The following is a 20,750-nucleotide window of genomic DNA, read 5'->3' on the forward strand; positions in this document are numbered from 1 at the left end:
AACGTTGGTCGACCCTCTTACGCGGGATAGAATAACCAAATGCCGTCACCAAGCCAGATCCGTGCCCAGCAGTCCGGGCACAAGAAGCTCCTCAATCGAGGTCGTAGCTCCAAGTGGCTTCAGTACTCACTTCTCGGCGGAGCCGCGATTGCCGCAGTGATCGGAATCATCGGCATCTCCACTATGGGTCTCTAGCAGGCATTCGCCTTCACTCGCGTTCAATCCGGGCGCTTAGCCCGCAGCAACCGTCGAGCAGTCCAGCGGGGCTTCAGCGACTGCCGTCGGGTTCACCATCGGAGTCACCTGCGCTTCAAGCGCCTTCTCCCCCGACTCGCCCGACACCAGGTCAACGGTCATTGTCGAGGTGACGCCTGGCTCGATCGACACGGTGAATTTGGCTACCGGATAGTCGGTGTCGTGCAGCTGCTCGAGTTCAACGGCAGCACCGTCAACCGTCGCACCGGTGATCTGCGATCCCGGCGGCGCGTAGACCATGACGACCATCCGCTGCACACCCGGCTCAAGCTTTTCGCGCGCATAAGCGCCGAGGATCGACGGACTAATGGAATCGGCAGCATCGAGCGGAAGCCCATTCGTGAGTCCGATGTTGATGCGCGACGATTGATGGCCATCACCACGACAGACGCCGTGCTCGAGAGTGACTGACTGCTGGAGATAGAAGTTCATCTTTGAGCCGACGTTGTCTTGGAAGTAGACACCAACGCGATCGGTCTTCTTGTCGCTTTCCGGAAGCGCGCCATCGACGTTCAATGACGCGAATACTGATTCCTCGCTCTCCTGCGTGCTCCAGAGCATGATGCGGCGTTCTTCCGTGGCTCGGGTGAGCGCCGCGAAGAACTTCTTGATGTCGAATTGACCGCTCGAGAAGCGAGCGAAAGTTTGCGATACGACTTCTGCGTAGACCTGGTCTTGAAGCTCGTTGTCCGAGGGCTCATTGCGCGAACGATCCTCGTTCCAGTAGCGCTGGTATACCTCGTTAAGCAGCAATGGAACGAGGTTGTCGCCTGTCACCACGTCTCCAGTTGACAAGGTGATCGGTTCGGTCGCGCCTAGAACGTAACCAAGGGCTACGGGATCCACAGAAATGACGCCGTCGATCTCGGTACCGAACTGTCGCTTCCACATTTCTTGCGTCAGTTCCGCTGCGCTGACGAAGCTAGGGCGAGTCGTCACATTAGCGATGAACGTACCGTACGCACCAAGCGGATATACGGCCTCTGCCCCATCCGGAATAGGCAGTACCGATTCTGCGTAGTCGATGAAGTTGCCCATTCCAGCTGGCAAAGCATCACCAAGTTGGATCCGGCCGTTATCCATCGTCAAGAGCGCGAACGACAATGCTGTGCCCCCGAGAGCACGAGACTCGGCATTGTTCTGAAACATCAGCACGTACTCACGCGGTTCGGTGGCGCCCAGAGCATCCGGCACTAGAGCGAGCACGTCACTCGCCGACCGCAGAACCGGAGCATTCTCCGAGAGGAGCGTCGTCAACTGATCCACAGCTCCAGCAACCGGACCTATTAGTAAGGACTTGTCGATTGCCTGCGCCCGGTCGACGGCCGATTCGACAGCCAAACTCGCTGAAGAGACTTCGCTTTGTGCCTCGACCAGAGGAGCGAGGTTTAGTGCGCCATCGACAGGTTGGAGAGAAGCCGGATCAAACGTCGCAGCAACGGATGCCAGTGGTCGCGCCACCTGATCGACAATGTCGTCAGCGATGTTGGCAGACTCACGCACGGCAACCAGGTTCGGGCCAAGAAACGGTACGATCTCAGCGACTCGCCAAACAACCTGATTGGTGTCGTCACGGGCCTGTTCGGTGTGCGCCGCCATGTCGTCTACGGCATCAACAGCCCCAGCGGCATCGCCAGAGACTACCAAGGCTTTGATCTTCGATGCGTACGGCATTACCGCCTCAAGCTCCGATTTCGCAGAGAGCCCCAAAGCTCCGACCCACGCCGCGACGGCGAGCGTAATCACAATGATTCCAACCACAGCCCAGAACCACCAGCGAAGAAAGAGCCGTCGCTTCCGCTTGGGATGTCGCGCTGCGTCCAGGTGGGGAGATGGGGAATGAGTCACCGTGCAATTGAATCAGACATAGAGGGTCACCAAATCGGAGTCCCCTGTGAGATGTACTGCCCATCGGAATCCGGTCCTGGATAGCCTCGATAGACTAATCGTGGAAATCGACCATGAAGCAGGGACAAAACCGAGCGTGCACATCGCAGAAAACGCATCAGTGGCAAGTTCGGCGTCGATTGGTGAAGGTTCGAAGGTCTGGGATCTTGCCCAAGTGCGCGAAGGTGCAACCTTGGGAACGAACTGCATCATTGGGCGTGGCGCGTATGTCGATCGAGGCGTATCCATTGGCGACAACTCCAAAGTCCAGAATGACGCACTCTTATACGAACCAGCCGTGCTCGGCCGAGGCGTGTTCATCGGACCGGCTGTTGTACTCACCAACGATACGTACCCGCGTGCGGTCAATCCTGACGGCACGCAAAAGTCCGCAGACGACTGGGAAGCTACCGGCGTGACTGTCGAAGAAGGGGCGGCGATCGGCGCCCGAGCTGTATGCGTCGCTCCTGCTCGAATCGGACGATGGGCAACAGTCGCGGCAGGTGCCGTGGTCACAAAGGATGTGCCCGATTTCGCCTTGGTCGCCGGCGTGCCGGCTAGACAGATCGGCTGGGTGGGTAAGTCAGGACGACCGTTGGTCTTGAACGGAACGTTGTGGGTTTGCCCAATCACTGGCGAGACATATCGAGAGAGCGAGCGTGGTTTGACGGAGAACGAGCGATGAGCGCGGAGTTCATTCCCGCCGCACGACCAATCATCGGCGATGAAGAGCGCCGAGCGGTCGATGCGGTCCTGGCATCCGGGCAACTCGCCCAGGGCAAGGAGGTTGAAGCCTTCGAATTGGAGTTCTCAGAACAGCTCGTCGATGGACGTGCGGCTGTCGCAGTCAATTCTGGTACCGCTGGACTCCATCTTGGTCTTCTCGCCGCCGGGGTCGGACCGGGTGACGAAGTCATCGTTCCGTCATTTACGTTCGCTGCAACAGCGAACTCGGTAGCTCTGACGGGGGCCACCCCGGTCTTCGCCGACGTTGAACCAGACTTCTTCTGCCTTGACCCCGCATCAGTGGAAAGCGTCATTACCGACCGAACTGTTGGCATCATGCCGGTCCATTTATACGGACACCCCGCGAACATGCCAGCCCTTCAGCAGTTGGCTGACGCTCGGGGCCTGAAGCTGTTCGAAGATGCGGCCCAGGCACACGGCGCCAGCCTGAACGGGCAACGCGTGGGTTCGTTCGGGGAATTCGCGATGTTCAGTCTGTACCCAACGAAGAATATGACATCGGGCGAAGGCGGCATGGTCACGACGGGCTCAGCCGAGGTAGAGCGAAAACTCAGGCTGCTCCGCAATCAAGGGATGGAACGCCAGTATGAGAACGAAATGCCTGGCTTCAATGCCAGGATGACAAACATTCACGCGGCTATTGGTCGGGTGCAATTGACGAAAATCTGGCGCTGGACCGAGCAGCGGCGCGCCAATGCGGCATTCCTCACGGAGAACCTCCAAAACGTGATCACGCCGAAAGTCGCGGTGGGGGCCGAACACGTCTACCACCAATACACAGTGCGCATCCCAAATGACCGAGACGGCGTTTCCGCCGCTCTGCGTGACGAGTACAGCATCGGATCCGGCGTGTACTATCCAATACCAAATCATCGGCTGCCGTCTTTCCAAGGGACAGAAGAATTGCCTGAGACTGAACGGGCTTCCCGAGAGGTCCTGTCGCTTCCAGTTCACCCATCGCTGAGTGAAGGTGACCTCGAACGGATAGTCTCGGCGGTCAACAAGGTCACGTCGGCGGGCACATCATGACCGCGCTGCGCGCGGGCGTCATCGGCCTCGGGATGATGGGACGCCACCACGTTCGCGTTTTGCGCGACCTTCCAGGAGTCGATCTCGTTGGTGTCGCCGACGAATTGGGCGATCCACACAAGGTAGCTGGCCCAACGACCTTGTGCAGATCGCTGGAAGAGCTTTTAGAACAGCGTCTAGATATGGCCATCGTGGCCGTGCCGACTGTGTTTCACAGTGTTCTGGGACTCGAACTCGCGGATGCCGGTGTCCATACACTTGTTGAGAAGCCGATTACCAACACTGTTGCTGAAGGGCAAGCCCTAGTTGATGCCTTTGAGAGTCGTGGGCTCGTGGGTGCAGTGGGCCACATTGAGCGCTTCAACCCGTCGCTGCAAAGCATGCGAGATCGCATCGAAGCCGGCGAGCTTGGCGATGTGTATCAAATTGCGACGCGCCGCCAAGGTCCCTTCCCTGCTCGAATCGCCGACGTCGGAGTCATTAAAGACTTGGGAACCCACGACATCGACTCGACGTCTTGGTTGGCGCAGAGTCCTTACGAGTCCATCTACGCGCAGACCGCACTCAAGAGCGGTCGACCGCACGAAGATCTCGTAGTAGCAACAGGGCGCCTGACTAACAACATAGTTACGAATCACTTGGTCAACTGGCTTTCGCCCCTCAAAGAACGAGTCACGATTGCGACTGGAGAAAAGGGCTCGTTCGTTGCAGACACAATCTCGGCGGACCTTACTTTCTATGAGAACGGTACGGTGGCGACCTCATGGGATTCCGTAGCTGCATTCCGTGGTGTTTCTGAGGGTTCGATGATCCGCTATGCCCTTACGAAGCGCGAACCGCTCTTGCGTGAGCATGAAGCGTTCCGTGACGCGATTCTCGGAATCCGCACGGACGTAGTCACCATGCGTGAAGGACTAGAGACTCTTCGGGTCGCCGAAGGCGCGATTGAATCATCCCGGTCCGGCGCCGTCGTGCAGCTCTAACTTCCGCATTCGCTACTCACTACTCACTACTCACTACTCACTACTCACTACTCAGTAAAGGTCCCGCCTCCGTGAAAATTGCAGTTGTCGCACTTGGAAAGATTGGGCTTCCGCTCGCTGTTCAGTTCGCTTCGAAGGGCCACGAAGTGGTTGGTGTAGATGTCAACGGCGCAACTGTCGACTTAGTCAACCAGGGAATTGAACCATTCCCCGGAGAAGCCCAACTCCAGGAAAAGTTGAGTGATGCAGTTGCTGCTGGCCGACTGCGCGCGACGACGGACTACGCGGAGGCCGTGCCGGGCGCTGACGCGATTGTGCTTGTCGTCCCGCTCTTCGTTGACAATGATGCCAAGCCGGATTTCGGCTGGATGGATGACGCGACGGACTCACTTGCCAAGCACCTGACACCTGGCACGCTCGTCTCGTATGAAACCACGCTGCCAGTCGGAACGACCCGCGAGCGATGGAAACCGCGGCTTGAGAGCGGAAGTGGCCTTGTCGAAGGCGCCGATTTCGACCTCATTTTTTCGCCGGAGCGTGTGCTCACGGGGCGAGTGTTTGAGGATCTACGTAAATATCCGAAACTAATCGGTGGCCTCTCTGCTGAGGGCGCTTCCAAAGGCAAAGCGTTCTATGAGGCCGTGCTCGATTTTGATCCACGAGAAGACTTGCCAAGGACCAATGGAGTGTGGGACCTGGGATCCGCCGAGGCTGCGGAAATGGCAAAGTTAGCCGAAACGACATATCGGGACGTCAACATCGGTCTCGCGAACGAATTTGCCCGATACGCCGACAAGGTTGGTATTGATGTCTACCAAGTGATCGAGGCCTGTAACTCACAACCGTATAGTCACATTCACAAGCCAGGAATCGCAGTTGGGGGACACTGCATCCCGGTATATCCACGGTTGTACCTATGGAACGACCCTAATGCAACGATCGTTCAGGCAGCTAGAGTAACAAATGCGAGTATGCCGAGCTACGCAGTGAGTTTGCTCGAGCGAGTCCACGGCACACTTCGCGACGCTCGCGTCACTGTATTGGGAGTGAGCTACCGAGGCGGAGTAAAGGAGACTGCCTTTTCAGGCGTATTCGACACAGTTGCAGCTCTAAAGTCTCGTGGCGCACATGTGAAGGTGCATGACCCGATGTACTCAGCTGAGGAGATAGCGGCACTCGGATTCGACCCATTCGTTGTTGGAAGCGCGTCGGACGCGGCCGTTCTCCAAGCGGACCATGTGGAATATCACTCCTGGTCAATCGCCGAACTTCCAGCGATAAAAACGATATTGGACGGTCGGCGAACAATGCAGAGAAATCAATGGCCGGAATCGATGTATGTTGCGATCGGCGACGGGGCGATCTCACCCGCATGAATCCAAGTCTGCGCGACGACACCTTGAGCCTCACGGTCACTGCCCACATTTCAGCCCAGATGGGTTCGAACAAACCCATAACGTGGCTCTCCGCCGCGAGCAGCAAACAGCGTAGGAGCACCGGCAAGCCTTGGGCGCTTCATCTCGTAGACTTTGGACAGGTCTTCAACGAGTCGGGACGGTCGAAACAATCGTGGCACGCACGTCCCAACTCGATCCCTCACCGATGACGGTGCGGACTGGAGAGCGACCTCGCAAATCTGAGCTGTTCCATTCAGCCCTAGTGATGGTCATACCAAGCCTCGCAGTTCTTGGCAGCCTTGCTCCTGGGATCGGGCCTTTTTTTGCCTTCCGTATCTCGGTGCCTCTGTTCGCGCTCTCCGTGTTGATGGTGCGTCAATCATGGCCAATTCACTCCAGGGTCAGAAGCGTTGCCATTCTGCTCTGCTGGGTGTGGCTCGTGGCTCTATTGGCATTATCGATCGCCACGCAATCGAGTAGCTCGAGGTGGGCAGAAGTGCTCTCGGTAGGAATCGGCCTATTGCTGCTGGCTTCTTGGGCGGCGGGAACCGTGTCCGCCGATACGATACGTGTATTCGGTTACGGTTGGCTAGTCGCGTACCTAGTCACCGCCATTATCGCTGTCTGGGAACTTATTTCGGGTTCCCATCTGAGCAACTATTTCATCTACAACGATCTTTCGCTTCCTGACTGGACTGAAACCAACGCGGTCGCATCGACGCTAGGCAATCCCAATAACTATGGATTCTTCCTCTTCGCGTCGCTGATAGTTCTTGCTGTTGGGCGCGCGTCCACACGTTCGCGTTTCATCCGTTTGATTTTTTCCTTTGCTCTATTATCTATTCCGGTTTTGTTGTATTTCACGGAGTCACGCACGTCACTGGCGCTGTGGATTGCGGTCGTATTTGTCTACTTCCTTGTTCAACGGCCATTGATCACGGTGGTCTTGACGTGCTTAGGAGCGGCTGTAACTCTGGTCTGGGGAGGTTACGTCGACATAGCGCATGGAATCATGCAGTGGTTCGGTAACTTCGCTGGCGGCTCTGCAGATATTCGTGTGAATCTCACCCTGAACGGTATTGACTTCCTTCAAGAAACCTATTTTTTAGGACTCGGCCCGGGCGGGTTTGAGTCACGGATGGCGCAGGGGGGACGATTCCCGACAGGAGGAATCCTAAGCGCGCATAATGGTGCCACTGAGGTTCTTGTGCAATACGGTGTAATCGTTTTCGCCGCGCTTGTAGTTCTCTTAGTGCTACTGATGGCCACCGGGTGGAGAGCATCTCGCGCATTTCCACGCGGCTCACAGCAACGCTTTCTTGGAGTGGCGCTTGTCGTTGCGGTCCTCACCTTGCCACCAATTGTGGTAACCAACAGTACTACCCTTACACAGTCATTTCCTTGGGTGTACTTGGTCTTCCTCGTAACAGTCGGTATTCACTTGAATCAGCTAACGTCTCGTCACGGAGACGGCCGAGTCGTCCTCGGATCGCGGTACGAGGGCGAAGGAATTTCCGAGTGACGGCGCCCACCGAATTCCCCACTGTGGGTCGCTTTCCTCGACGCATGTGCTCGACCTCGCACCAGCGCAAGGAAGCCCTTACCCTTGTGTGACGTCCTTTCCGTAAGTGCTCAACATGTCAGAGTCACTCCGCACGCCCTGAGCCGCTACTCTCCGTCATGACGTCGACCAATGACGCCCCTTACCGCCTCGAACAGTTCGCGGACACTAGTTCGTCGCACGAGGCACCAAAGCGCGAGAAGGCTGATCGCTATCAGAGCGGAGTAGACGCCCGAGACCTCATGCAGTTGAAGTACGGTTGAGACACAAAGCGTTACGGTGACAGCCGAGACCACTGTTAGCGTTTCACCCGTCCAGCGCATACCGTAGCGTTTCCACGCGATCAGATACGGGATGAGAGCAATGACTATCGTTCCAACGGAGAAACCAAGAGGAACACCGATTTCTGGATAGACAGGAATAACAAGTAACCACGTAAGGACGCCAACCAGAGCGCCAACCGCGCTAGATATGACCGATACCATCATGCCGCGGTTCGAGGACGAAGTGATCGAGTTGACGGCGGGGACCGCGATGGCGGACGCAACTATGCCCGGAAGCAAGACTAAAATTATTACCCGGGAAAGGGAGAACGCGTCGCCCCAGAGGACAGCCACAAGCGCACCCGACGCCACCGCAACCAATATGAACGCGCCGACGACCGCAGTTGTTAGGGCCGAGGTCGCGCGCCGAAGGACCGCTCTCACTCTCTCTGTCGACCCTGAACTATGTGCTGCCGCAAGAGCAGGGAAGAGGATCGATCCCATTGCGGTTGTGACCAAGAAGAGCGGCGTCACCAGGGTAAAGGCTGCAGCGTACTTACCCGCATAGTCGAGACCGTTCACGGTGGTAGCTACTAGGACTGCGGACTGCGAGAAACCGTTGCTTGCAAGGGTCCCGAACGTCGCGAGGAGCATGAAGATTCGAATTTCGCGTTTCAGAGGCGAATCCTTCATCCGTCCCGCTCTGCGCGGCCACGACATAGTTACGAATACTAGACTCCCCAAGGCAAGGGGGCCGAGCACCCACGCCGAGCGGACTCCGCTGAGAACAACTGCCAGCGTACCCACGGTGCCGAGAGCCGCGACGATGAGACTCCACTGAGCAAGTCTTGTGGTTTCACCGCCACCGAAGTGAAGACCCTCAATGAACCCTCTTCCAGTCACCGCCAGAACCATCAGGCCAGTGACGATTGCGGTCGATAAGGGGACGTGACTGCTGAGGAGAACGACCAACGCAGTCGAGATTGCCAAAACCGTGGCGATAACGACGGTTCGTCGAGCCAGATAGGTCGCCGTAGCCCTGGCGGCCGAGTCGCCTCCTCGCGAGCGCTCTGAGGCGAGGTATCTGCTCGCCACGCTGCCGGCGGGGTTCAGGAGAGCGGCGATTGATGCGCTCGCCAGGATGCTCTGAGTGAGTCCCAGAACGGCGCTGCCGGCGATTCTACCAATCGCGATATTCATGATGAGCGAGGCTAAGCCAGGAGCGACACGAGCGGCGAGCGAGAACGTGCTTCTGCGTCCGAGTCCCTCTGCCGCTGGTTTGATGTACTGGGGCCGTGTGATGAGCAGGGACCAGCGAAAGATGTCTATTTTGGTTACCTGGTCCCTGAGCCGGCTGTCATGAACTGAGCGATGGTGTCGGCCGCAGCTCTCCCGTCGTGCCAGCGTCGCACGTGAGACATCCCTGCTGCTGCGGTCGCAATCATCTTGTTTACGTCCGTGAGCAGGTCGTCCATCACGGCGCGGAACGTGGAAGGTGACGCTTCGACAACGGGAATGTTGTCTCCCATTACTTTCCGTATGTGATCCGGTACGTGCGCGATGACCAAGCGGCCTGCCGCCATCGCTTCCAGCGCAGTCACCCCGTATGCGCCAACCTGAATCGAGTCAACGACGATGTCGGCTGTCTGATAGAGCTCACGCATTCGATGATGAGGGACCGCACGTTTTCGAACGATCTCAATTCGACCTTGCCTTTCGAGATCCTCCAAGACTGGCGTGATGTATCGCGTACCTTTTGTGAGGGGCGACGAGGGGTTATGAAGGACACGCGGCAATCCTCCGCCAAAAGGTCGGTGCTCCATCTGCCAGTGGTGCGGGTCGATCGAAATCGGGAGCAAATGCGCGTCAGGAACATGGTCGAGCATGTCCGGCGTTGTTACGAAAACTGGCAGACCCGCCTGCCGCACTGACTCTCGGTTGTGCGCGGCCTGCGCGCCAATAAGATCCACCCATCCGCGCTCGGCGTCGCGAAAGTACGAATGTGCGTCAAGTTCCAAGCTTAGTTCGGGGTCTCGAGCGTCACTCCCGTGGAACACGATTGCCGACGAAATGCCTAGCTCCGCATAGAAGCCGATCTCGTCTACAAAGCGGGTCGTCTTCGGATCGCTGAAAATCGGTACGTTGCTCTCAGCTATTAGGTGCGTTATTCCAGTGAGCTTGCCACGCAACCATTGTTTTCGCCAGGCGGTTGGTGTGAGCTTGTAGTGGGGGATGAGGTAGTCGGCCCTCTCGGAGAGCGAAGTCGCGCCGCGTAACCGATTTGTGATGGCTCCGTTCATCCCCAGCGAAAAGGCGTTGACGTCCAGATGCTTTCGGGCAGCCCGCGCCCAAGCAACGCCTTGGCTTGAAGTATTTAACGGCCCAATTGCGAGCCCTACCTCAAATCGCCGTAGGTGATCTGCGTCACTTTCCCTTGCGGAAGCTGAAGCTGGTGGCTGATCGGCTGATCGTTGGTTCGGCCGTAGAAGGGGTCTCACAATTTCTTGATCTCCACGTCGGCAACGTCATAAGCGATCAATGCGGCGCTGCAGGCGGGCATAGCCAGCCTACGCATTGCAGAGAGCGCTCCCCGGAGATAGACCGAGTGCGTCTCCAGGTGTCGCCTATTGGCGTTGAGGAGCTGACGGCATTCGACCGCTTGAACGGCAACTTGCATTAATATCACGCTCCATTACTTAAGCAAACAAACTACCGGACCCCGACCAATCGATTAGGCCGTTTCGTGCCAGCGCTACTGGCGAGCGATGTGGGGCTGTCGACAACTCGGTCGCTCCTGCGGCGTTCAGCTTGGATAACGCTCGCTCCAACTCAACGCCCGCAAGCGCTCTTGATATCTCAGTCATGGCAATTTGTTCATTATAGAACATCAGTGGATCGACCATTGGGTGAAGGCGGAAGATGCTCGTAGCCTCTGACCATGCGCTAGTCGACGCTATCTTCGCGGTGAGGGCAAACGCGTAGGCGGCTGCTCGGGTGGCAGCCAAGCCGCATGAATGATGCGCGGGGCCGCCAGCCGCCATCGGCCGCGAGATTGTGTCATCGGCGTGAACTGGGCGTAGTGTGTCGATCGTGAGGCATTGACGACGCTTAATGCCGAAAACCTCAGGCGTTCAGACCACTTCTCTATATGCGACTACTAGCGGCTCTACCTGTGTCTCCCAACTAGGGATGCCCCGCCAGTCCTCTTGAAAACACCTCACATCTTCCTTCCCTAGGCGCTGTAGCGCATCGCCCAACTCATGCTCGGGCGTGTTGATCACCCAAGTGCCTGCCTTGTTGCCGAGAAGCCGTCGTGCCTCGACGAGGTCGGACGAGAGCACGGGTATCCCGGCAGCCAGAGGCTCCATAAGCTTGTTTGGGGTCGAGAATTTGTCGGACAGACTGACATGCTCGATTAGACACAAGCCCACGTCAGCTCCTCGCACGTACGACACCACAGAATTAGGCGCAACGGGTGGAAGCCAGTGGATATTCGAATACCGCTCCGCGGTTGAGAGAATGCTCGACCGCAACGGTCCGTCGCCCAAGAACACGACGTGGACATTTGGGTTCTCGGCAAAGCGGGTTAGGATCAGCGGGATATTCCGACCGGCGACCAGATTCCCAGTATGAATGTAAAGCATGTCGTGCTGGGAGAGCCCCAACTCACCGCGGATATCCGAGTCGCGACCGTCGTCTATCGGCGTGTTCGTCACCACAATTGGGCGCTGAATACGATACGCCAGTTCGTACCAATCCGCGATGGACTCATTCACGACCGACACAATGTCGATGTGTTTTATGTAGCGACGCTCGATGAACTTTGCTACCCGCCGCCGTACGCCCTTGAGATTAATAGTCTCCGTTTCGAGTTCGTGAGCGTTATACGCGAAAATTGCACCGGTCTTTCTACTCAATTTGTATACAAGCGGCAGCACCCATACGTTGTGGGCCGCGAGCACAGCGACATTCTGCCGTTTATATGCTTCGTACACGCGCGGCTGCCAGAGAAGCAACTTGAGGATTCGACCCAATATCCCTTTGCGCAACGTTCCCCGAATGCGCACAATCTTGACGCGGGGCGAGAGCTTCTCTACCGCTGCCAGATTACCGCTACAGATACCTACGGCATGCGTTTCGGCGAAGAGTCCCGTGTCCTGAATGCTCCGGGCAAGACGCCCAATCCTGCTCGCATTTATGAGTGTAGACGGGTAGATATGGACGTTCAGTCCCATAGTTCGAGTTACTTCAAACATCTGGCTGTTCCTTTTCAGTACGGGAGGTGGCGCGTGACCTTCGCTGTTTCTGGTCACTGACTGTAATTAGCAGATGGTGTAGCTTCCACCCGAGCACTCGATAGTCGTAATGCTCAGCTACATGGGCCCGAGCGTTACTACCCCAGCGGGCACGATCGGACGACTGCTCGGGCGACGCCATCCTGACCATGGCTTCACTCAGTGCCCCAACATCCCCTGCGGACACTGCGATTCCTGCTTCCGCTTCAGTGACGAAGTTATTGCGCGCGTTGCTGGCGATGAGAATCGGGCGGGCAGCTGCCGCATAATCAAAAATCTTGTTCATGCTGACGCCGTAGCGATAAACATCCAGATCGAGAATATTGATGACGAGTGTGTCCGCGTTGCGGACGACCTGTGGCACTTCGGACTTAACTACGGGTTCGCGAAATGTGACCGCTGCACCCTGCGCGGATTTGGCCACCTTGAGCTGAAGCGCCGCGCGCTCAGATCCACTACCGACAATCTCTAGACGCAGCCGAGGGTTTCGAGCAGTCGCGGCAAGAAAAGCGTCCAAGATCATATCCACGCCGTTTGCGCGACCGACGGAGCCCAGGTACATGATCTTAAAGTCTTCATCCCCAGCGTCAGAGCCCCGCACTGATGGGCAGAACGCGTCGAGGTCGGTTCCGTTCGAGATCCAGGTAACCTTGTCGACAGGAATACCATGGCCTTCGAAGTACTCATGAGCAAACGGCAAAAGAGTGATTATCGCTGAGGCACGCCTGCAGAGAGTGCGTTCAACGCCACGCATCAGTCTTGCGGCGAAGCTATGCTGACCCAGCCTGCCGAGGTCGATTAGTGTTTGAGGCCAGAGGTCGCGAACTTCGAAAATGAATGGTACCCCCGCCCGTCGTGCGAGCACCGAGGCGGCCCAAGCGGCCAGGGGATGAACCGTGCTCCCGATTACGACCTGCGGGCGGTGGAGACCCTTAGTCGCGGCAGGGAGCAGGAGCCGGAACGTAAACGAAAGCATGTTGATGACTCGACCGAAACCGCTGCTGTAACTTGGCGTACGAAGAAAACGAAACCGCACCCCATCACGTTGTCGATCCATTGAGGAACGTTTCGCGTGTTGCCTCTGTTCCCCGGAGGGGTGCTCAGTGCTGGCTGCAAAGATGGTGGGTGACCATCCGAGTTCGACGAGTCGTCGAGCGAGCGAGAAATGCCGAGAGCCGGAGGAGGACTGCGCCGGATCAATCGCATAGTGGTTCACGATCCACACTGATTGCGGCCCTGCGTTTGTGTCAGGTTTCGTAGAGCCGCGGCGCATTGTTTACCTCACGAATCGCATCCTTGAAATCAATCCCAAGCACGTCCAAGTACCATTTGATATTGGCGTAGCGGGGGGCGTTCTCATCGGCAACTAACCGTAACGCCTCTTCTCGCGTGATATCTCCCTCACGGATCTGGTTGCTTCTGAAAGTGTCATGTTCAGTGAAACCGGCAATGGTGAAGTATGCGTAGTTATAGAATCCGGCGGTGCCGTCACCAATGCGCCAGGTCGTGGAAGTATCCGGCGCGAGCTCCCAGTCGTACTCGCCCAACAGGGTGTTGTTGATTTCATGTTCGTCCCAACGCCAGTAATCGAAGACGTGAAAGTAATCCGACTTCTCCGTAAAACTGCGATAGTACTCGCCCGAAAGCGTGTCCCACAGCGACCGGTTAAAATAGCCCGGGCTCTGCAGCATCGCACGGGACCTGAGGCGCTGGTACCTCAACTGCTTCATGGCTCCGTGGCTGTAAACTCGCTCTTCTGCGAAGTCGGGCGGTACACCGAGAAAGCCCGCCTTGAAATGTGTCACCTCAAGAGGGTTGATGCCCCAGAGATTCAGTTGCAGACCAGTCTCCTTCTTCACCGTCTCGATGTGCCGAAAGAAGTGCTTGTCACCAGCCGTGAGGACGCTTAGCATTCCCAGGTGCGGAGACTTCAACCAAGCGGTGAGGTTGCGCCGGATATTGTCACGCTTCTTCGTGATGTCCGCGGCAACGATGATGTTCTCGACTCCGAGCCGGGCAGACATGCGGCTGATGTTGCGTCGGCCGAGATCCGTCACCATGCCCCAGTCATATGTGTACGTGATCGGTTTTAGGCCAAGCTCTTTCACGATCAGGTGCAGGGCGAAGCTACTGTCTCGACCGCCCGAGAACGGGACGAGCACCTCATCGCCCCCTGCGCGACGGTATGGCTCCACCAGATCGAACAACTCTTTCTTGGGGCGGGGGTGGTTGCGAATGCGGTAGTTCGCGCAGTAGTTACAGACTCCATCTTCATCGAACTGTATGAAAGGCATGGTCTCTGGCAGGATGCATTTGGTACAGCGCCTGAACTCGGGCTTGGGGAACTCAAGCAGAGACTCTTCTGCCGACGTGAGGCTGAGACCCGGAACCAGATCGATGGTGCGGGATGACCACTCCTTGAGTGGGATCTGCGCAGCACCAACTGGGACTTTATACGTCACTGCATCACGGATCTGGCGGATGTCAGTAGCCTCGAGTTGCTCCAGCGGGTACCGCTCCGAAGAAAACACGATCCCGCCGGCTCGATCGCCTGCGTAGAGACTGCCGTTGTTCGAGAAGAGGATTAGCTCGCCACGTTCCGGGATGAGTGCAGCACATGCGACCACGCCTTCGGCAACTTCGAGCACCTTGTTCGCTGCCTGATCGGGCGTCTTCCCCGCGGCAAGCTCCAACGCGATAATCGCCGGGATGATTTCCGTATCAATGCTGAGTTCACGAGACGCGGGAGTGTTGTTCCATAGCTTTTCGTGGTTCACGACGATTCCGTTGTGAACTACAACTACGCTATCGCGGAGGACCGGTTGATTGTCCGAGGTGCCATTTGTGATGAGTCGGCTGTGGCCGAAAAGCAAGTCGGCATGGCCTATGGGCACGCGGCGCAGCAACTTGTCGATCTCGAAGTCCGCGCAGTAGGCGTGATACTCGCTATCGCGACGCATCACGATTCCACTCGAGTCACGTCCGCGCTGTTTCGCCTGCTTCACGAGCACGCGAATCGCACGTTCGTCGATGCCGTCCGAATTTACGGCACCAAAAATACCACACATAAAACTACTTCCTTCTCAGTTGAGGCACTCATGGAGTGGATTCCTCGGGGAGTACGATTGGTCGTGCAGGGATCCCGATGACGGTGCGTCCCGCCGCGACATCTCGTGTCACGCATGCCGCCGCTCCAACGATCGAATTGGCGCCCACGGTCAGCCCCTGCAACACGACGGCACCAGCGCCTATCAGCACACCGATGCCGAGCACAACTTCACCCGACACGATGGCGCCCGGGTTCACCGATGTGAAGTCGCCAACGCGCGCGTCATGCCCGACGATCGCGCCAGGGTTAAGATGGACGTGCCGTCCCAATATCGTGTTCGTCGACAACTGCACGCCGCCACAGACTACCGCACCGTCTGCCACGACTCCTACCGAACCGACGCTTGCGCTCGGGTGAACTACGCTCACCGCGTGCCATCCCGCCGCGTCGAAGACCTCAGCCAGCTGGCGCCTTACATTCGGGTTTCCGACACCGAGAATGTAACCCACCGGCGTATGCGTCGCAATTACGTTGGCGGAGGCGCCGAGGTATCGATAGCCGCGCGCGGCAATCCGATCGAGCTTTGCGACACTCGGGTCGTCGTCCACAATCCCGATTACATTTAGCCGCTCGTCGACGGCGGCGTTGTGCGCTTCGACGACGTCAAGCAGTTCGCGTCCGAAGCCGCCCATTCCCACGACCACAACGTCACGAGGCATCCTGACCCCCGAACTTCTGCATCGTGGCGTGGCCTTCATGCGTGATCCCCTCGCGCGCGAAAACCCTACTGACCGTCCTTAACAGAATTCCAACGTCTACTCCGAGTCCTCGACGATCCACGTAAAGCACATCGAAACGGAACTTCTGCTCCCAGGTCAGTGCGTTGCGCCCGCTCACCTGCGCCAAACCGGTAATGCCAGGGCGCACCTCGTGGCGCCGTGCCTGTTCGGGTGTATACCGGTCAAGATACTCGACTAACAGCGGACGAGGGCCCACGAAACTCATGTCTCCGCGCAGCGCGTTCCACAACGAAGGCAACTCATCCAGGCTCGATGACCGCAGCACTTCCCCAAAGCGGGTGAGCCGCTGCTCATCGGTGACGAGTCCCCGTTCAAGGTCGATGTCTTTCATCGTGCGGAACTTGATGAGCATAAAGATCTTGCCGTCTCGCCCCGGACGCTGCTGTTTGAAGAGAACGGGGCGTCCGAGCTTGCGTGCGACTGCGATGGCAACGACTCCCTGTACCGGAAGCGAAATAATGAAAGCCACCGAGGCGCCGACCAGGTCAAGCCCACGCTTCACGTAGTCGTATGGGATCACTCGGCGTTCGGCGCTCACGCGTTACTCTCCAAGAACAGCGCTTGCTTCGACGTGACACGCTCAATCTCTGCCTCGCATAACGCCGAGCCGCTCGGGAGAGTGAGCCCCGTACCGAACAACTGCTCCGAACTCTCGTTCGCAAGCCGGCGAGCGCCCGCAAAGATCGGCTGCATGTGCATGGGTTTCCAGAGCGGCCGGCTCTCGATGTTGTCTTCCAAGAGAGCCGCACTCAACTGGGCAGGTGACCAGCCCGTCACCGCGGAATCCACGACGATCGAAGTCAGCCAGAAGTTGTCTTCTGAATCGTTCTGTCCGCCGAAGATTTCAACGCCCGCGACGTTCGCAAAAAGGTCGCGATAGCGATTGCGCATGGCCTTGCGCTTGGCAATCATCTCGTCGAGCCTGGTCAGCTGCGCACGCCCCAGCGCGGCAAGCAGGTTGCTCAGGCGATAGTTGTAACCGATGTCTGTGTGCTCGTAGTGAGCCACGGGTTGCCTCGCCTGGGTTGCCAGGTATCTGGTGCGCGTCGCCAGGTCGCCGTCATTCGTCAACAGCATGCCGCCGCCCGACGTCGTCATGATCTTGTTGCCGTTGAACGAAACGATCGATGCCTGCCCGAACGAGCCGGCCGCACGACCGTTGTGAGTCGCGCCGAGTGACTCGGCCGCATCAGCGAGCACAGGAACACCGTACTCGTCGGCGATCGCACAGATCTCGGTGTAGTTCACTGCCTTGCCAAGCAAGTCGACCGGAATGATCGCGGCAACCTTCTCGCCGTCGCGGGTGAGCTGTTCCAGCGCCTGACGGAGCAGGGCCGGATCCATGTTGCCGGTCTCGAGCTCACAGTCGATGAAATAGGGCTCTGCACCCGTGTAGACAATGGCATTCGCCGTCGCGGCAAAGGTCATCGTGGACGTCAACACGATGTCACCTGGTTCAACACCGATGCCCAAGAGTCCGAGGTGCAGTGCCGCCGTTCCCGAGCTCAACGCAACACCGTGTTCGACGCCGACTCTCTCGGCCAATTCGGCTTCGAAGGCGTTGACGTCGGGGCCGAGTGGCGCGATCCATCCGGAACGCATCGCCGCGAGAACGTACCGCTCCTCGAGCTCACCGACGTCGGGGGATGACATGTAGATGCGATCGCTCATGCTGTGTGACCGCCTGTCGTCGCAGCAACTGGTGCGCCCTGAATGCTGCCGTCGTCTCGCTTGCAGCGGGCCGTCCAGCCGGCCTGGTCCAGGCGTTCCGGCGAGATCGGATTCACGATGGCGTGCGAGATCTTCGGGTGGATCGGGCGCTCGTCGGTCTCGTGCTCACCGATCAGCACTTCGTGCAGTTTCTCGCCGTGACGAAGGCCGGTGTAGACGATGGCGATGTCTTTGCCAGACATCTCGATCATCCGGTTGGCGACGTCCATGATCTTGACCGGTTCGCCCATGTCGAGGATGAGCACCTCACCCGGTCGGCCGATGCCGCCGGCCTGCACCACCAGCTGGCAGGCCTCCGGGATCGTCATAAAGAACCGAGTGACGTCGGGGTGCGTGATGGTCAGCGGGCCACCCGCCTCGATGAGCGAGGTGAAGGTCGGCAGCATCGAACCACGGCTGCCGATGACATTGCCGAACCTCACCGAGAGATAGGTCATGCCCGTCTGCTCCGCAGTCCAAGCGGTGAGCTTCTCTGCCACGCGCTTGGAGTGGCCGAGCACACTCGTGGGGTTCGCTGCCTTGTCGGTGGAGACATTCACAAACGTTGAGACGCCGACGGCGCGTGCCGCCTCGAGCACGTTGAGGGAGCCGAGCACGTTCGTCTTCCAGGCTTCGTCTGGATACTGTTCCAGCATCGGCAGGTGCTTCAGAGCTGCGGCGTGGAACACCACCTCAGGTCGACGCTCGTCGAAGATCGCCTTGAGCGCTTCAGGGTCACGGATATCCGCGAGTACGACGTCTTTGCTGTCCAATAGGCCGTGACCGAGGATCGAGATCTGCGCCGTCTGCAAGCCGGTCTCGTCGTGATCGAGCATCATGAGCTCGCTCGGTTCGAACTTGGAGATCTGCCGGCACAGCTCAGAACCGATCGAGCCGCCGGCTCCGGTAACGAGCACCCGCTTGCCTGCGATGTACCCGGCAATTGACGCGACGTTGGTGTCGACCGGGTGCCGGCCGATGAGGTCTTCGATGGAGATGTCACGCAGGTCTTTCAGGCGCGACTTGCCCTCGAGAACGTCTTCGAGGGGAGGCAAGACCTTCACGGTGAGATCTGCCTCGGTGGCAGCATCCGTTATTTCGCGAAGAAGTGACGAGTCGGCCTTGGCGATCGCGACGACGACGGTAGTTGCACCGGATGACTTCGCGGCCTCAACGAGGTTCTTGCCAGTTCCGAGTACGCGCACTCCGTCGAGCCAGACGTTTCGTTTGAGTGGATCGTCGTCGAGGATGCCGACCGGGCGGTAGGGCGAATTGCGGTCGGTCTTCATTCGGCGAACGATGACACTTCCGAGATATCCGGCACCGTACACCAGCGCATTGTTGGCGGTCGCCCCCGGGGCCTGAGAGCGCTCTACCAATAGCCGCTTCACATACCGAACGGCACCCATAAGCACGAAGGCGATGGGGAGGCCGATGATGACCGTGCTGCGGGGAATACCGAGGGCCGTTCCCGCCAGCACGATCGGAACACCGAGCACCACTGTTACGGTGAGCACTGCCCACAGCAAGGCGCGTACTTCGGCGAAGCTGCCGTATGAGTGCCTGCCCTGGTAGAGGAAGAAGAGCCAGCCGGCAAAGAACTGCACGATGCACGCGGCAGCGAACAGCCCCAGCAGCGGGAGCCACGAAATCTGCATCATGTTGAACTCGTAGCGGAAGATTTCGGCGAGGAGGAGCGCAACAATCCATGCCAGGGCGTCGAACGCATACTGCGTGCCGAATCGAACCAAGGGCATTGAGCGGTGCAGTTGCTGCAGCCTGTTCGTTGCGAAATCACCTACTGCCATGTCGCGCCTCCATCAGTTGACTTGCTCACGGTTTCTCCGGCCCACAACCAGACGGTGTCGCCGGCGCTTGCGATCACCGCTTCTCCTGGATTGAAGGCCGCTTCGCGGCAACCGACCGGGGTGATCGCACCGTCTGGCGCCTCAGTCGTCGACGACACCTGCGCGCCGGCGCAGTTCGGTTGGTTGGCTGCCAGAAGAATGTATCCCTCACCGGTGACGCTGAGGTGAACGGCACCAGGAGCGGCAATCGGCGGGCCCCAGGTCGCTCCCCCATCGCCCGTTCTGACAACGGCGCCCTCTGCGCACAGCACGCCGGCAACGGTGTCACTGCGCGGGGCGACGGCGATCACGCTGGCGCACGGCGCGGGGAATGACCCTGCGGGACTGTTGACGGTTGCGCGGTCTGCCGGGTTGACGTACCAGTTGGCGCCAAGCCGGTCGGGGTAGGCCGCCCACTGGGCACCGGCCACGAACGTGCCCACCAGCTGCGGTGCACAGTCGGGCGCGGCGAGGGTGACCATCGATGCCTCGTCTGCATCAATGGCGTTGATGGACAGAATTGCCGAAGCCCCGGTGTCTGTGGACGCGTTCGATGGAACCCAGGTGGCCCCGGCATCCGTCGTCAATTCGGCGGTCGCTTGCGTTGCGGGGCACGCGCCGGCCGACGCCCGCCACGCGGTGGTGCCGTCAAGCGCCGCGAGCACCCGAGTCGGCGCCACAGCCGGCTGCGCTTCGGGTGGTGCCGTGGGCTCAGCAGTGGGAGCCGTCGTCTCGGTCGCCTCCACCGTTGGCTTGGCGGCCGGCGTCTCACCCGCGGTGCCGGCCGGTCGATTGGCGGTGAGGGCGAGCACGATCAGAACAGCGTCGATCAGCAGAAAGACGGCGAGCCCGATGATGAGCCAACGCCTGCGCATGACAGAGCTGCGCTCCGTGCGACCGCGTGCGGTGGGAGTCTTCACGAGTGGC

Annotated in this window: 17 protein-coding genes; 6 read left to right on the plus strand and 11 right to left on the minus strand. The window is 58.6% G+C overall.

The genetic code is table 11. The features are described 5' to 3' along the window. Window positions 1–39 precede the first annotated feature (39 nt). Window positions 40–195, plus strand: coding sequence for a hypothetical protein (locus K323_RS29830; protein ID WP_022885764.1), 156 nt, complete (start codon window positions 40–42; stop codon window positions 193–195). Between the two features lie 36 nt (window positions 196–231). Here the strand turns inward: K323_RS29830 and K323_RS0113255 are convergent, their stop codons facing one another. Beyond that, entirely contained in the window at window positions 232–2,016 is a 1,785-nt protein-coding gene (locus K323_RS0113255) for a DUF4012 domain-containing protein (RefSeq protein ID WP_022885765.1), read from the minus strand. Between the two features lie 184 nt (window positions 2,017–2,200). On the opposite strand from K323_RS0113255, the gene K323_RS0113260 reads away from it, so the two are divergent. The 5 genes from K323_RS0113260 (at window position 2,201) to K323_RS0113280 (ending at window position 7,820) form a co-directional block, all read left to right on the plus strand. Continuing rightward, on the plus strand, window positions 2,201–2,827 hold the full coding sequence (locus K323_RS0113260; RefSeq protein WP_425402280.1) for an acyltransferase: 627 nt from the start codon (window positions 2,201–2,203) through the stop codon (window positions 2,825–2,827). Beyond that, complete coding sequence (locus K323_RS0113265) at window positions 2,824–3,918, plus strand: DegT/DnrJ/EryC1/StrS family aminotransferase (RefSeq protein WP_022885767.1); 1,095 nt, start codon at window positions 2,824–2,826, stop codon at window positions 3,916–3,918. The genes K323_RS0113260 and K323_RS0113265 overlap by 4 nt, the downstream gene beginning before the upstream one ends. After that, window positions 3,915–4,901 carry a Gfo/Idh/MocA family protein gene (locus K323_RS0113270; protein ID WP_022885768.1) on the plus strand — a complete coding sequence of 329 codons (987 nt, stop codon included), beginning with the start codon at window positions 3,915–3,917 and terminating at the stop codon, window positions 4,899–4,901. Before K323_RS0113265 ends, K323_RS0113270 begins: the two co-directional genes overlap by 4 nt. A 71-nt stretch (window positions 4,902–4,972) precedes the next feature. Next, window positions 4,973–6,277, plus strand: coding sequence for a nucleotide sugar dehydrogenase (locus K323_RS0113275; RefSeq protein ID WP_022885769.1), 1,305 nt, complete (start codon window positions 4,973–4,975; stop codon window positions 6,275–6,277). Between the two features lie 286 nt (window positions 6,278–6,563). After that, window positions 6,564–7,820 carry an O-antigen ligase family protein gene (locus K323_RS0113280; RefSeq protein WP_026851631.1) on the plus strand — a complete coding sequence of 419 codons (1,257 nt, stop codon included), beginning with the start codon at window positions 6,564–6,566 and terminating at the stop codon, window positions 7,818–7,820. Between the two features lie 146 nt (window positions 7,821–7,966). Here K323_RS0113280 and K323_RS0113285 read toward each other — a convergent pair whose 3' ends face one another. The 10 genes from K323_RS0113285 to K323_RS0113335 form a co-directional block, all read right to left on the minus strand. Next, complete coding sequence (locus K323_RS0113285) at window positions 7,967–9,322, minus strand: lipopolysaccharide biosynthesis protein (RefSeq protein ID WP_022885771.1); 1,356 nt, start codon at window positions 9,320–9,322, stop codon at window positions 7,967–7,969. A gap of 134 nt (window positions 9,323–9,456) precedes the next feature. Then, a complete protein-coding gene (locus K323_RS0113290; RefSeq protein WP_022885772.1) occupies window positions 9,457–10,422 on the minus strand; it encodes a glycosyltransferase in 966 nt (321 codons plus the stop codon). 831 nt (window positions 10,423–11,253) lie between these two features. Next, the gene (locus K323_RS25995) at window positions 11,254–12,378 is read right to left on the minus strand and encodes a glycosyltransferase (protein WP_084697301.1); all 1,125 of its coding nucleotides are present in this window, start codon (window positions 12,376–12,378) and stop codon (window positions 11,254–11,256) included. Beyond that, on the minus strand, window positions 12,371–13,690 hold the full coding sequence (locus K323_RS26000) for a glycosyltransferase family 4 protein (protein WP_022885775.1): 1,320 nt from the start codon (window positions 13,688–13,690) through the stop codon (window positions 12,371–12,373). Before K323_RS26000 ends, K323_RS25995 begins: the two co-directional genes overlap by 8 nt. Then, window positions 13,665–15,485: a glucosamine 6-phosphate synthetase gene (locus K323_RS0113310; protein WP_022885776.1), complete on the minus strand. Its 1,821-nt coding sequence runs from the start codon at window positions 15,483–15,485 to the stop codon at window positions 13,665–13,667. Before K323_RS0113310 ends, K323_RS26000 begins: the two co-directional genes overlap by 26 nt. A gap of 28 nt (window positions 15,486–15,513) precedes the next feature. Then, a complete protein-coding gene (locus K323_RS0113315) occupies window positions 15,514–16,185 on the minus strand; it encodes a PglD-related sugar-binding protein (protein WP_022885777.1) in 672 nt (223 codons plus the stop codon). Then, complete coding sequence (locus K323_RS0113320; RefSeq protein ID WP_022885778.1) at window positions 16,175–16,804, minus strand: sugar transferase; 630 nt, start codon at window positions 16,802–16,804, stop codon at window positions 16,175–16,177. Before K323_RS0113320 ends, K323_RS0113315 begins: the two co-directional genes overlap by 11 nt. After that, window positions 16,801–17,937: a DegT/DnrJ/EryC1/StrS family aminotransferase gene (locus K323_RS0113325; protein WP_022885779.1), complete on the minus strand. Its 1,137-nt coding sequence runs from the start codon at window positions 17,935–17,937 to the stop codon at window positions 16,801–16,803. The genes K323_RS0113320 and K323_RS0113325 overlap by 4 nt, the downstream gene beginning before the upstream one ends. Then, window positions 17,934–19,784 carry a polysaccharide biosynthesis protein gene (locus tag K323_RS26005; protein WP_022885780.1) on the minus strand — a complete coding sequence of 617 codons (1,851 nt, stop codon included), beginning with the start codon at window positions 19,782–19,784 and terminating at the stop codon, window positions 17,934–17,936. The genes K323_RS0113325 and K323_RS26005 overlap by 4 nt, the downstream gene beginning before the upstream one ends. Next, a complete protein-coding gene (locus K323_RS0113335; RefSeq protein ID WP_033373114.1) occupies window positions 19,775–20,743 on the minus strand; it encodes a hypothetical protein in 969 nt (322 codons plus the stop codon). The genes K323_RS26005 and K323_RS0113335 overlap by 10 nt, the downstream gene beginning before the upstream one ends. Between the last annotated feature and the right edge of the window lie 7 nt (window positions 20,744–20,750).

The sequence above is a fragment of the Glaciibacter superstes DSM 21135 genome (assembly GCF_000421145.1).
Lineage (GTDB): Bacteria > Actinomycetota > Actinomycetes > Actinomycetales > Microbacteriaceae > Cryobacterium > Cryobacterium superstes.